Here is a 13,664-nt window from a genome sequence, read left to right on the forward strand (position 1 = left end):
CATAAAAATATTACCATAACCGACCTGAATGTATTTATTAACATATTATTTTTGTAATAAAGAAGGGTTTTAAAATTCCGGTATAGAATTTTATACTATAAAAGGCCTTACCTATATCCAGGTCTGATATGCCTTAATTTTTATGGAGGGGTCCCATGAATAGAAAAAACTTAACAATTCTGATCGTTTTATTGGTTATTATAACATATCTTTCTGCTTGTGACAATGACAAAAGCTCGGTCAGCAAGAATACATCGACAAAACCGGAAACCTCTAAAGTGAGCACCGCAGAGGAACAGACAAATAGTGTACAGCCTGAAAAGAAGGAAGATGCTAAGAAGAATGATTTTGTTTTTCCTATAGACGGAATCAGACCAATGGCAGTAATGATCGATAATGAAGGAAACAGACCTTTGCCTCAAGGTGGACTATATAAAGCTCAAGTCATATATGAAATCATAGTAGAGGGCGGTGTAACGAGACTGATGCCGGTCTTTTGGAATACCGAACCTGAAATGATAGGACCTGTGAGGAGTTCCAGACATTACTTTATTGATTATGCAATGGAACATGATGCAATTTATGTACATTTCGGATATAGCCCACAGGCTCTGAGCGACCTGAAAAAATTCAAGATAAACAATGTTAATGGTGTTGCCAACGGTGGCGAAGTTTTCTGGGATTTGACAAAGGACAGATATAACTGGCAAGATTCCTATACCTCACCCCAGAAGGTCAGTGCATATACTAAGAGGGTCAAATACAGGACAACTACAGACAAAAAAAGTGTATTTTCCTTTAATACAGAGGATACAGCGCTTGTTGACGGACAGAAGGCAGAAAAGATACTTGTTAAGTACTCAAACGATTACAAGTGCAGTTATGTGTACGATACCGCAACAAGTATGTACATGAGGTTTAGAAAGGACAAGCCTCATACTGATAGAATAACCAAAGACCAGCTTTCCGCAAAGAATATAATTATTCAATATGTGGGCAATAACCGTATAAAGGGAGACACTAAAGACAGGCAGGAGTTAGGTAATGTAGGCAAGGGGAAAGGTCTTTTCATAACAAACGGAAAGGTTATAGAGATTACCTGGTCCAAGGCATCCAGAACAGCACCAACCAAGTATAATGACACAAATGGGAACGCAATCAGGTTGAATCCGGGGCAGACATGGATTCAAATCGTTCCTAAAAGTAACCCGGCAAGTATAAGTTAATAGAAAAATTAAGTAACCGGTGGCTGTTGCTGCCGGTTTGTTTCTTTCGTATTTTGTGTGATTTATGATTTATTGCCGCGGCATGCGTCTGACAAGTTCCAATAATTTTTCCTTTTCATTCAGTTCAGGATCATCTATGACAGCATCCAATAGTCTTTTCAGTATATTTCCTATTTCCTTCCCTTCCTTAAAGCCTTCCTGCTTGAGTATATTTCCGTTAACAGCCAGATTGTTGAGGCTGAAGCATTGATTTTCTTGTTTTATATTATTGTACATACTCCTTATTATGCTGATTTTCTCCAACCTCTTGATCAGAAAGTCGGGGTTTTGTGCTTTATAGTCAGCTTCCTTCACTTCCAAAAGCTCCGGGAAAATATCATCTCCTACCGAGTAAACAGCTTTCCTTACAGCATTGCATGTAAGTTCAATTGGTCTGTCATGGAGCTTAACCAGCCTGCAAACCTTATCAATTGTTTTTTTATCAAACCTAAGCCTGTATAAAATCTTTTGAGCTATATGAAAACTTTTATCAGGGTGGCCGTAAAAGTGGTCAATCCCTTTTTCATCAGTTGTTTTGGTAAGCGGTTTCCCTAAATCATGAAGAAGCATGGTCCACCTGAGTACAGGGGTCTGTCTTATGCTGGCTACAGCTTTTATAGTGTGTTCTGCCACAGAATATATATGATACGGGTTATTCTGCTTTGTTAAAAAACAGGGTTCAAATTCAGGCAATATGTGCTTCAATAGGTATGTCCGGTATAGTAATAGAAATCTTTCCGGGTATTCGGAAAGTAAAAGTTTAGTTAGCTCCTCCCTTATTCTTTCCTGACTGATATTCCGTATCAGACCGTTGTGGTCCTCTATTGCTTTATGTGTAAGCGCATCAATTGAAAAATTCAGTTGGGCTGAAAAGCGTATTGCCCGAAGCATCCTCAATGCGTCTTCACGGAATCTTTCACCTGCATCACCAACGCAGCGAATCACACATTCCTTTATATCTTCCATACCATTGAAAGGGTCTGCAAAACCTTTTTCCGGGTGATAGGCTATAGCGTTTACGGTAAAATCCCTGCGGCTTAAATCATCTTTAAGGGAAGATGTGAAACTGACGGATTTAGGCCTTCTGCTGTCGGCATATTCGCCATCTACCCGGTAAGTGGTTACTTCGAAATTCTCTCCTTTTATTACTACAGTAACTGTCCCGTGTTGTATTCCGGTATCTATGGTTTTATTGAATACCTTTTTTATCTCATCAGGTTTGGCGCTGGTTGCTATATCCCAATCCTTCGGTTTTACACCTAAAATGCTGTCCCTTACGCATCCACCTACTACGTAGGCCTCGTAGCCGTTTTGATTAAGCGTATCAATTATAGAGAGAGGTGCTGCGGGTATGCTGATACTTCTGGAAGCTCCAAGTTTGCGTATCAAAAAAAAACCTCCTGCCTAGTCGGAATTCAATATATTTATTTTACCCTATTTATGAAATCGCTTAAAGCAAATCATAATAATTCTCTTGACAAAACTTGCTAAAACATAGTATTATTGTATTAATCTTATAGGAATACTGGGAATTGGAGTGACAAATATGAAAATCTCCACTAAGGGAAGGTATGGCTTGAGAGCGATGGTAGACATCGCAGCAAACTCTAAGGGTGAACATGTACCTTTAAATACAATTGCAGAGCGGCAGGACATCTCGATGAATTATCTGGAGCAGGTCTTCTCTGTACTCAGAAAAGCAGGGCTTGTAAAAAGTGTGAAGGGTGCTCAAGGGGGATATACTCTGTCGGACACTCCGGCTACTATAACAGTAGGTTCAATATTGAGGGCCCTTGAGGGTGACCTGTCAGTAGTTATGGATGAGGAAGAAAACGGGTCTGAGAATAGTATCCAACATTGCTTAAATATAAAAGTATGGAAGAGATTGAACGAAAGCATTAATGACATTGTTGATTCAATTACACTGGAAGATATGGCTGAAGAGTATAAACGAATGAATGGTTCGGACAATTTCATGTTTTATATTTGATTTTTATGCAAAATCATACTAAACATATAGGAAAAATAAATAATAAAGGAGCGGTTAAAATGAGTGAAAGACAACTAAAATTTGACACCCTACAGGTGCATGCAGGACAGAAACCTGACCCAACAACAGGATCAAGAGCAGTACCTATCTATCAGACAACATCTTATGTATTTAACAATACTGATCATGCAGCAAACCTTTTTGCATTAAAAGAGTTTGGCAATATCTACACCAGAATTATGAATCCTACCAATGATGTATTTGAACAGAGGATAGCGGCACTGGAAGGTGGAAAAGCTGCACTTGCGGTTGCTTCAGGATCAGCGGCAATTACTTATGCCATACTGAACATAGCAGAGTCGGGAGATGAAATCGTAGCGGCCAGTACTTTGTACGGAGGGACATACAATCTCTTCGCTGTAACTTTACCCAAGCTTGGAATTAAGACTATTTTTGTGAATCCGGATGAACCGGAGAATTTCAGGAAAGCAATAAATGATAGAACAAAGGCAGTATATATAGAGTCCATCGGGAATCCGGGCATAAACATAATTGATATAGAAGCAGTTGCAAAGATTGCGCATGATAACAAAATACCTTTAATTATTGATAACACCTTTGGAACTCCTTACTTAATCAAGCCTATTGAGTTTGGAGCAGATATAGTAGTTCACTCAGCAACAAAGTTTATAGGCGGACACGGGACATCAATAGGGGGAGTCATTGTTGACGCGGGTAATTTTGACTGGGCAGGAAGTGGAAAGTTTCCCGGTTTGACTGAGCCGGACCCTAGCTATCATGGAGTAAAGTATGTCGAAGCGGTGGGGGCCATAGCATATATAATTAAAGCGAGAGTTCAGCTTCTCAGGGATACGGGAGCGGCAATAAGCCCGTTTAATTCATTCCTTCTTCTGCAGGGATTGGAAACACTGTCACTCAGAGTTGAAAGACATGTATCAAATGCAAAGAAGGTAGCAGAATTCCTTCAAAAGCATCCAAGTGTGTCATGGGTTAACTATCCGGGTCTTAAGGGGAATAAATATTATGAACTGGCAGAAAAATACCTCCCAAAGGGAGCAGGCTCTATATTCACTTTCGGCATAAAGGGCGGGATTGAGGCAGCAAAGAAATTTATCAATAATCTGGAAATTTTCTCACTGCTTGCAAATGTTGCCGATGCTAAATCATTAGTAATACACCCGGCAAGCACCACTCACTCACAATTAAGCGAAGAAGAACAAAGAACAGCAGGTGTGTCTCCTGACCAGATAAGACTTTCCATAGGTATTGAAGATGCAGATGATTTGATTTATGATCTGGATCAGGCATTGAATAAAGCTACAAAGGGATAATCATAGATAAGAGTGGAGAATGTTTTCTCCACTCTTATCTAACATATTGTCCTGGTTAGTTTTAGTAAGCGTTTAGTAAATAAATATTAATGCAAAAATATGCTCAAATTGCATTGACAAAATTTAGATGACCGAATAAAATAATATTAAGTTCACAATGCACATCGGAATACTAGGAATAAACATATGAGTATTGCTAATAAATCTTGATTAAAGCAAATTACTAATTTATAAGTTGAGAGTAAAAAGCATTTGACCTGCAACCCTCACAGAACATTATAGAGTGAGGGTAAAAAAATACACTAATACCCAGTAAGTTGATAGGAATAATTATATTAGGAGGGATAGAATGAAAAAAACCGGATTAGTGCGGAGGATTTCGATTTTACTACTGTTGATTTATATATCAGGTGTTTTCACTGCATGTTCTTCCAAAAAGGAGAGTAAAAACTCAGCAGTAAGGGTTGCGCATTTTCCAAACATAACTCATTCACAAGCTCTGATAGGCAGAGCTGAAGGACAGTTTCAAAAAGCAATCGGTGAGGATAACAAAATTGAATGGAAGGTATTTAACGCAGGACCAGCAGAGATTGAAGCATTTTTTGCTGGTGAAGTAGATATTGGGTACATAGGACCCGGACCGGCAATAAACGGATATTCGAGGTCAAAAGGAGAGCTTCAGATAGTGGCAGGGGCTACCAATGCAGGAGCTATACTGGTTTCCAGAAGGGATTTGACGATAAGGAATGTCAAGGAATTAAGCGGTAAAAAGGTTGCGGTTCCACAGTTTGGAAACACACAAGACCTATCACTGAGAAATCTTCTGAAAGAAAACGGGTTGAGAGATGCAGCAAAAGGTGGAGATGTCGAAATCCGACAAGCTGATAACCCGGATATAAAAATCCTGCTGGATAAAGGTGATATCGATGCTGCATTGGTGCCAGAACCATGGGGTTCCAGATTGATTAAGGAAGTAGGCGCAAAAGTGGTCCTGGATTTCAACCGGATATGGAGGGGAGGGGAATATTCTACAGCTGTTGTAGTAGTCAGAACAGCATTTCTTGAAGAATATCCGGATTTGGTAGAAAAATTCATCAAGGCACATGTAGAACTTACAGAATATATAAATAAAAACATTGATACGGCAAAACAAACGGTAAACGCTCAGATTGAATTGCTCACTAAAAAACCCCTTTCAAAGGATATTCTTGATGAATCCTTTAAAAGACTGACAGTTACATATAGCCCTGAGAAGGACTCTGTAATAGGATTTGTCGACCTTTCTGTGGAAAATGGCTTTTTAAGACAAAGACCGGAGATCAAGAATATTTTCAATCTCGAAATCCTTAATAAAGTACTAAAAGAAAAGGGTCTTTCTGAGGTCGGTTGATTGAATAAGCATTGAAAAATATCAAAAGAGGTGTATTGTTTGAGCCTGATAATTGATAGAGTAAGCAAACAATTTGTTTCAAAGCATAAGAAGACTCATACCCTGGATAATGTGAGTCTGGAGTTTAAGAAAGGTGAGTTTATTTGCCTTTTGGGTCCCTCAGGGTGTGGCAAATCCACACTTCTGAACATAATTGCGGGATTGGAGATGGCTTCACACGGAAAAGTCCTGCTGAATGGAAATGAAGTGAAAGGTGCAGGACCAGATAGAGCAGTTATGTTTCAGGAATCTGCTTTGTTTCCATGGCTAAGAGTTGTTGATAATGTGGAATTCGGTATGAAAATGGCAGGTATACCTAAGGGGGAGCGCAGGGAGAGAGCATTGAGATATCTGAAGATGGTGCACCTGACAAAGTTTCAGAATTCATATATACATGAATTGTCGGGGGGGATGAAGCAGAGGGTTGCATTGGCCAGAGCCCTTACACTGGATTCGGATGTACTCTTGATGGATGAACCCTTCGCGGCTTTGGACAGTCAGACTAAAAGCATATTGCAGCAGGAAGTGCAGCAGATATGGTGGGAAACCAAGAAAACCATAGTTTTTGTGACTCATAATGTAGAAGAAGCCGTATTGCTGGCTGACAGAGTAATAGTGATGTCGGCAAACCCCGGAAGAGTAAAAAAGGTATTTGATATACAGATTGCCAGACCCAGACAGGTAGAAAGCATTGACTTGACATATATGGCAGCAGCCATAATGAAGGAGTTGAAAGAGGAGGTGGAAAAGGTTGCAAAAGCTGAATACGACAATGATTGGAATATCGAAAAGGATATTATTCTACATAATACTGATAGTGATATGGGAGTTGGTCTATAAAGCAGGAGTAGATATTATCGGATTTTGGAAACCCTATACTTTTCCTTCTCCGGTTGATGTAGCTAAAACATTGGCAAGTCTGGTTTCTGATAATACACTTGGAATTGCAGTGCTGGCAAGTATGAAGAGAATAATCATAGGGTATGCGATTTCATTGATTATCGGTATTGCTATAGGGCTTACCGTAGTGCGCTATAAATACCTGGATGAAAACTTCAGCGCCTTGATTCTGGGTCTCCAGACACTTCCGAGCATATGCTGGCTGCCTTTTTCAATACTGTGGTTTGGTTTGAGTGAAAGTGCAATTATTTTTGTTATAGCCATTGGTTCCACTTTCGCTATTTCAATAGCAATAGAGTCCGGTATTAAGAACGTGAATCCGCTATTTGTCAGAGCTTCAAAAACCATGGGGGCAAGTGGGATGAAAATATATTGGAATGTTATTATTCCTGCAAGTCTGCCAAGCGTGGTTTCAGGTATGAAACAGGGGTGGTCTTTTGCCTGGAGAGCATTGATGGCAGGCGAGATGCTGTCTGCTACAAAAGGTCTGGGACAGGTGCTGATGGTTGGAAGAGATCTTGCTGACATCAGCCAGGTAATGGCGGTTATGGTTGTTATCATAGTGTTGGGACTTGTTGTTGACAAGCTGGTGTTCGGGAAAGCGGAACTAAGCATAAGACACAGGTGGGGATTGGATAAAGCTTGACAGGAAGCCGGAATCTATAACAGTACTTTACGTAATAGAAGTGATTGTAGTTTGAATATTATAAAATATTTTATGGAGTGAGAACGATGAAAATTAAAGTGAACGGAAATGTTGTAGAGCTTGAAAAGGAAATTACGGTAAATGAACTGTTAATTGTGCAAAAAGTGGAAATGCAGGACTATGTTACAGTTCAGATCAATGATGAATTTGTTTCCAGGGATGATTTCGGGACAATTACGGTCAAGCAAAATGATGTAGTTGAGTTTCTGTACTTTATGGGTGGAGGTGCTGTATGAGTTTTTCCAATGAGCAGTTGGAGAGGTACTCCAGACATATAATACTCAAGGAAGTTGGAGTAAAGGGGCAGAAAAAGCTGCTGAACTCAAAAGTGCTTATAATAGGTACGGGAGGACTCGGAGCACCCGCGGCAATGTTTCTTGCAGCAGCCGGGACCGGAACGATAGGTCTTGTGGATTTTGATGCTGTAGAACTGTCAAATCTCCAAAGGCAGATAATACATTTGACTAAAGATGTAGGAAAGCCTAAGGTTGTGTCAGGTAGGGAAACTATAAATGAGATGAATCCTGATGTAGCTGTTGTTACATATCAGGAATGGGTAAGCGCCTCAAATATCAAGGATATCATTAAGGATAAGGATTATGATTTCATCATAGACGGTACTGATAATTTTCCTGCAAAGTTTCTTATAAATGATGCCTGCGTTCTTACAGGCAAGCCATTCTCACATGCAGGCATAATAAGGTTTCAGGGGCAGACCATGACTTTTGTCCCAGGGCGGGGGCCTTGCTACAGATGTGTGTTTCAAAATCCCCCGCCTCCAGATGCAGTGCCTACATGCAAGCAGGCAGGCGTACTTGGTGTCATGGGGGGGATTATAGGAACAATACAGGCTACGGAAGCCATAAAGTATGTGCTGGGTATCGGTGATTTGCTGACAGGGAATTTACTCACATATGATTCTCTGAAGATGGAGTTCAGAAAAGTAAAATTGCCTGTGAGGAAAAGTTGCCAGGTTTGTGGAGATAACCCAACCATTACATCGCTGATCGACTATGAACAGGCAGCATGTGATTTGAAGAATCATTGACCCTGATCCCTCTGCTAAAATCAGGCGGGGGATATGGAAAATACAAGGTGAGGGTCAGACAGAGAGGTACTTGTATGATTATTATAAAAAGAGCTCAATTCAAAGAAATATTGGATCATTCATTGAAAGCGTTACCTAATGAGGCTTGTGGACTGATTGGTGGAAGGATAGAAGATGGTAGCAAGGTTGTAGAAAAAGTATATTTGCTTACAAATGCCGATAATAGCCCTGAGCATTTTTCCATGGATCCAAAGGAGCAGTTTGCTGCGGTAAAGGATATGCGGAATAATGGCTGGAAAATGCTTGGGAATTTCCACAGCCACCCAGCTTCACCATCACGGCCTTCCGAAGAAGACAAGAGATTAGCTTTTGACCCTGAGGCAAGTTACCTGATAATTTCATTGGCTGATATAGGGAATCCGGTACTCAAAAGCTTCCGGATAAGAGCAGCAGTGGTGCAGGAAGAGGATATAAAGATTATATAGACATACAAGAAAACAGCAGGGAATTGTCAGGTGATATATATGGCGGTTCCTGATTAGGGGAGGAATGTAGTTTGGCACAGGCAGATTATAAGGAATTGAAAAAAGGCGGATTTATGAAGCAGGTTCAGAAAGACCGCTTTTCTCTCAGATTGCGTATAGTAGGTGGACAGATACAGACTGAACAGCTAAAAAAGGTGTATGAGATTGCAGAAAAATACGGACAGGGATATGTTCACATGACTTCAAGACAGAGCATGGAAATACCTTTTATTAAGCTTGAGGATGTTGAAGCTGTCAGAGTTGAACTATCTTCAGCTGGTTTACAGCCGGGAGCTTGTGGTCCGAGAGTAAGGACAATAACAGCGTGCCAGGGAAATGGAATTTGTCCCAGCGGTCTGATAGACACAACCGGGCTGGCAGAAGAGTTTGACAAATTGTATTATGCAAGGGAGCTGCCTCACAAATTTAAGCTTGGGATTACAGGCTGCCGTAACAACTGTCTGAAAGCGGAAGAGAACGATCTGGGTGTCAAGGGCGGAATGATGCCCTCGTGGATAGAAAGTAAATGCAGTTACTGCGGGCTATGTGAAGCTGTGTGTCCAACTAATGCAATCAAAGTACAAAGAAGTGAAAAGAAGCTTCAGTTTGAGGAAAGCAGCTGTATATACTGTGGTAAATGTGTTAAAGCTTGTCCGGTAGAGGCATGGAAAGGCAAAAGCGGATTCATTGTATATTTTGGCGGTTTGTTTGGAAATAGGATTGCAATAGGGAAGCAGCTTTTACCAATAATTTTTGGAAAGGAAAAACTTCATGTGATTATTGAAGCTACGCTGGGATTTTTCAAAAAGCATGCAAAGCCCAGTGAAAGATTCAGAAACACTCTTGATCGTGTAGGCTGGGATCTGCTTTCCAAAGAATTGGAGGAAGCCTTAAAATGAGCGATATCAAAGCTGATGCATATGTAGATATTACCGATGTAGTTTGTCCCATTACCTTTGTTAAAACAAAGGTTGCAATAGAAGAGTTGGCAGACGGACAGGTGCTGGAGATTAAGATGAATGAGGGAGAACCTATACAAAATGTACCAAGGAGCCTGAAGGAAGAAGGGCATAAGGTCGTCAGGGTAAATAACAACGAGGATGGGACATACACTATTTTTGTTGAAAAGGGTGTGCTGTGATGCGGTTTAATACATCTCTTTTACACGGAAATTTTACATCTGAAGAGAAGACGGGAGCAACTACCACACCTATATACCAGTCTTCGTCATTCAGACATGGTACCGCAGAAGAATTGGAAAGTATTTTTGCCGGAAATGCCCCGGGTTTCATATATACGAGAATAAACAATCCTACAATTGAAGCTTTTGAAAGACGGATAGCCTTTCTTGAAGGAGGGGTTACTTCAGTTGCCTGTTCTTCCGGGATGGCTGCCGTTGCTCTTGCAATGCTGAATATTCTTAGAAGTGGCGATGAGATTGTGTCAGGCAGCGGAATATTCGGCGGAACTTATTCATTATTCAAGGGGCTTGAGGATTTTGGCATCATCGCCAGATATGTTAAGGATAACAGTATAGAGAGTTTTGAACAATGTATCAATGAAAGGACACGCCTGATTTTTATTGAGACCATCGGAAATCCAAAGCTGGATGTACCTGATATAGCCCAGGTTTCAGAACTTGCACAAAAGAGCGGAATACCACTTGTTGTTGATAATACAGTTACTACACCTTATCTGGTGAAGCCTATAAAGCTGGGGGCTGACATTGTAATCCACTCGACATCTAAATATATAAACGGCAGTGGTAATTCCATAGGTGGAATTATAGTAGACGGTGGCAGATTCAAATGGGATTTCAAAAAATATACTTCACTGGAACCATATAAAAAATTCGGACATTTTGTATATGCAGCTAGGCTTAGAAAAAGCCTGTTCAAGGACTTTGGTGCATGTATTTCCCCTTTTAACGCGTATCTGACCGGTATAGGACTGGAAACCTTGGGACTACGTATGGATAAGATATGTGAAAACGCGCTGAGGCTGGCAGAGAATCTGAATCAAAACAGCAAAGTTGAGGCAGTGAATTATCCGGGTCTGGAAAGCAGTGAATATAGTGGGATTGCAAAAAAACAATTTGGAGGCAGATTTGGGGGTATACTCACTATAAGATTGGGTTCAAAGGAAAAGGCTTTTAAAGTTATTAACAGCCTCAAGTATGTCTCTAATCTGGCAAATATCGGTGACGTGAGAACTCTTGTCATACACCCTGCATCAACAATATATGCATCAAACAGTGTGGAAGAGAAGGAAAACATGGGTGTTTATGAAGATATGATAAGAATCAGCACCGGGTTGGAGGATATTGAAGACATCATTGAGGATTTTGGCCAGGCGTTAAGCAGGATTTAGCAGGCAGATAACCAAAAGGAAAGTTGTGTGATCAGTATGAAACTTGAAGCTAAAGTATTGGAGACAGATGTTCTTATAATAGGCGGCGGTACGGCGGGCTGTTATGCAGCAATAACTATAGCAGAGAAATCCGATGCTAAAGTGATAATAGCGGAAAAGGCCAACATAAAAAGAAGCGGCTGTCTTGCAGCAGGAGTGAATGCACTGAACGCCTATATTGTCAACGGCGAAACACCGGAGTCCTATCTGGAATATGTAAAAAATGATTCGGAGGGCTTGATAAGAGAAGACCTGGTCTACTCCATGTCTAAAGGTCTGAATAGAGTTACTGAAAAGATGGAAAGCTTGGGCCTTGTGATTTTGAAGAATTCCAATGGCGAGTATGCTGCCAGAGGCAGAAGGAACATAAAAATAAACGGTGAAAATATTAAGCCTATTCTGGCGGATGCAGTAGGAAAGTTTCCGAATGTCCGGGTGCTGAACCGTGTAAACATCATTGATTATCTTGTAAATAACAATAAAGTGATAGGGGCATACGGGTTTTCACTTGATGAGGGTGTCTTGTATGTAATCAACTCAAAGGCTGTAATATGTGCAACTGGTGGAGCGGCCGGATTATACAAACCTAACAATCCCGGGTTTTCCAGACATAAGATGTGGTATCCTCCTTTTAATACCGGTTCAGGATATGCAATGGGAATAAGGGCAGGAGCAGAAATGACAACCTTTGAAATGAGGTTTATTGCATTGAGATGCAAAGATACCATTGCACCTACAGGTACAATTGCGCAGGGAGTAGGAGCACCTCAGGTAAACAGTGAAGGAAATGAATATGAAAAACAGTATGGCAGGCCCGGCACGCCTATTCGCTTATATTCAACCGTTATGGAAAACAGGGAGGGAAGAGGTCCCTGCTATCTGAAAACAGCCGGGACACCGAAGGAACAGGAAGCTGAACTGCTGAAGGCGTATTTGAATATGGCGCCGGCACAAACCCTAAGATGGCTGGAAAGCGGTAAGGGACCGTCAGAAGAAAATGTAGAGATAGAAGGTTCTGAGCCATATATAGTAGGTGGGCATACTTCAAGCGGCTATTGGGTAGACATAAACAGAACCACAACCCTTGAAGGATTATTTGCTGCAGGGGATGTTGCCGGGGGAAGTCCACAAAAATACGTAACAGGCTGTTTTGTAGAAGGAGAAATAGCAGCTGTGGCTGCACTGGATTATATAGTTCATAAAGAGAAGGAAATACCGGATTTAAGTAATATAGATGCAAAACTCCAGGAAATAAACAGCTTTGTGGATGGTGCGGAAAGTCCGTTCAGCCCGGAAGAAATTGAAGATGCGATGCAAAAGACAATGGATACCTATGCAGGCGGTATTTCTACAGGCTACGCTTATAATTCTGCAAAGCTTAGATTAGCAAAAGGCAGAATTGATGAACTTTTGGAGTTGAGTAAGGGATTGAGGGCAAGTGACTTGCACCAATTAATGCACATTTACGAAGTTATTGACCGTCTTTATGTATGCAAGGTGCTTATAAGGCATTTGGAGGAAAGGAAGGAAACCAGATGGCGCAGCTTCCAGGAAAACACCGATTATCCGGAGAAGGACGATGTTAACTGGATGAAATATGTCAACTCACGTTATGAAAACGGAGAAATAAAGGTCATTTTCAGAGACCTGGTAAAGAAGGATGAGGTTTATGAGCATAAGGATTGAGAAGGATAAGTGCGTAGGGTGCGGCAGATGCAGTGGTGTTTGTCCCGGAAGCCTCATCAGTAAAGACGGTGAGGACAAAGCCTATATCAGATTTCCAAAGGACTGCTGGGGCTGTACTGCTTGTTTGAAAGAGTGCAGGACAGGGGCAATCAGGTATTTTTTAGGAGCGGATATAGGTGGTAAGGGGTCTACTCTGCATATAAAGCGGGAGAAGGATTTGCTCCACTGGCATATTATAAGGCCGGGCGGGGAGGTAGAGGTAATTACTATAAATCAAAAAGAATCAAACAAGTATTGACAGAGAGTGGCGATAAGCGTTTAACATTGCAGTTCAGTATATTTTAAATTTTTCCTA

Annotated in this window: 15 protein-coding genes; 14 read left to right on the forward strand and 1 reads right to left on the reverse strand. The window is 40.9% G+C overall.

Features of this window, described 5'->3' with window-relative positions:
* Positions 1–155 precede the first annotated feature (155 nt).
* The gene (locus N3I35_04320) at positions 156–1,226 is read left to right on the forward strand and encodes a DUF3048 domain-containing protein (GenBank protein MCX8129310.1); all 1,071 of its coding nucleotides are present in this window, start codon (positions 156–158) and stop codon (positions 1,224–1,226) included.
* Positions 1,227–1,295: 69 nt separating this feature from the next.
* On the opposite strand, the gene N3I35_04325 is transcribed toward N3I35_04320, so the two are convergent.
* Positions 1,296–2,654, reverse strand: coding sequence for a CCA tRNA nucleotidyltransferase (locus tag N3I35_04325; protein MCX8129311.1), 1,359 nt, complete (start codon positions 2,652–2,654; stop codon positions 1,296–1,298).
* A gap of 157 nt (positions 2,655–2,811) precedes the next feature.
* Between N3I35_04325 and N3I35_04330 the strand changes: the two genes are divergently transcribed.
* The 13 genes from N3I35_04330 (at position 2,812) to N3I35_04390 (ending at position 13,607) form a co-directional block, all read left to right on the forward strand.
* Positions 2,812–3,255, forward strand: a complete 444-nt coding sequence (locus N3I35_04330) for an RrF2 family transcriptional regulator (GenBank protein MCX8129312.1) — start codon at positions 2,812–2,814, stop codon at positions 3,253–3,255.
* Positions 3,256–3,314: 59 nt separating this feature from the next.
* Positions 3,315–4,607: a homocysteine synthase gene (locus tag N3I35_04335; protein MCX8129313.1), complete on the forward strand. Its 1,293-nt coding sequence runs from the start codon at positions 3,315–3,317 to the stop codon at positions 4,605–4,607.
* A gap of 349 nt (positions 4,608–4,956) precedes the next feature.
* Positions 4,957–5,997: an aliphatic sulfonate ABC transporter substrate-binding protein gene (locus N3I35_04340; GenBank protein ID MCX8129314.1), complete on the forward strand. Its 1,041-nt coding sequence runs from the start codon at positions 4,957–4,959 to the stop codon at positions 5,995–5,997.
* 39 nt (positions 5,998–6,036) lie between these two features.
* A complete protein-coding gene (locus N3I35_04345) occupies positions 6,037–6,876 on the forward strand; it encodes an ABC transporter ATP-binding protein (protein ID MCX8129315.1) in 840 nt (279 codons plus the stop codon).
* Positions 6,788–7,582 carry an ABC transporter permease gene (locus N3I35_04350; GenBank protein MCX8129316.1) on the forward strand — a complete coding sequence of 265 codons (795 nt, stop codon included), beginning with the start codon at positions 6,788–6,790 and terminating at the stop codon, positions 7,580–7,582. The genes N3I35_04345 and N3I35_04350 overlap by 89 nt, the downstream gene beginning before the upstream one ends.
* 86 nt (positions 7,583–7,668) lie before the next feature.
* Positions 7,669–7,878, forward strand: coding sequence for a sulfur carrier protein ThiS (gene thiS, locus N3I35_04355; GenBank protein MCX8129317.1), 210 nt, complete (start codon positions 7,669–7,671; stop codon positions 7,876–7,878).
* On the forward strand, positions 7,875–8,690 hold the full coding sequence (moeB, locus tag N3I35_04360; GenBank protein ID MCX8129318.1) for a molybdopterin-synthase adenylyltransferase MoeB: 816 nt from the start codon (positions 7,875–7,877) through the stop codon (positions 8,688–8,690). The genes thiS and moeB overlap by 4 nt, the downstream gene beginning before the upstream one ends.
* A 74-nt stretch (positions 8,691–8,764) precedes the next feature.
* Positions 8,765–9,175, forward strand: a complete 411-nt coding sequence (locus N3I35_04365) for a M67 family metallopeptidase (GenBank protein MCX8129319.1) — start codon at positions 8,765–8,767, stop codon at positions 9,173–9,175.
* Between the two features lie 71 nt (positions 9,176–9,246).
* Positions 9,247–10,113 (forward strand): 4Fe-4S binding protein, encoded by an 867-nt coding sequence (locus N3I35_04370; GenBank protein ID MCX8129320.1) that lies wholly within the window; start codon positions 9,247–9,249, stop codon positions 10,111–10,113.
* Complete coding sequence (locus N3I35_04375; GenBank protein ID MCX8129321.1) at positions 10,110–10,355, forward strand: sulfurtransferase TusA family protein; 246 nt, start codon at positions 10,110–10,112, stop codon at positions 10,353–10,355. Before N3I35_04370 ends, N3I35_04375 begins: the two co-directional genes overlap by 4 nt.
* A complete protein-coding gene (locus N3I35_04380; GenBank protein MCX8129322.1) occupies positions 10,355–11,584 on the forward strand; it encodes an O-acetylhomoserine aminocarboxypropyltransferase/cysteine synthase in 1,230 nt (409 codons plus the stop codon). The genes N3I35_04375 and N3I35_04380 overlap by 1 nt, the downstream gene beginning before the upstream one ends.
* A 36-nt stretch (positions 11,585–11,620) precedes the next feature.
* Positions 11,621–13,309, forward strand: coding sequence for an adenylyl-sulfate reductase subunit alpha (locus N3I35_04385; protein ID MCX8129323.1), 1,689 nt, complete (start codon positions 11,621–11,623; stop codon positions 13,307–13,309).
* Positions 13,293–13,607 (forward strand): ferredoxin family protein, encoded by a 315-nt coding sequence (locus tag N3I35_04390; protein MCX8129324.1) that lies wholly within the window; start codon positions 13,293–13,295, stop codon positions 13,605–13,607. The genes N3I35_04385 and N3I35_04390 overlap by 17 nt, the downstream gene beginning before the upstream one ends.
* Positions 13,608–13,664: the final 57 nt, after the last annotated feature.

The sequence above is a fragment of the Clostridia bacterium genome (genome assembly GCA_026414765.1).
Classification (GTDB): Bacteria; Bacillota; Clostridia; order Acetivibrionales; family DSM-27016; genus SKW86.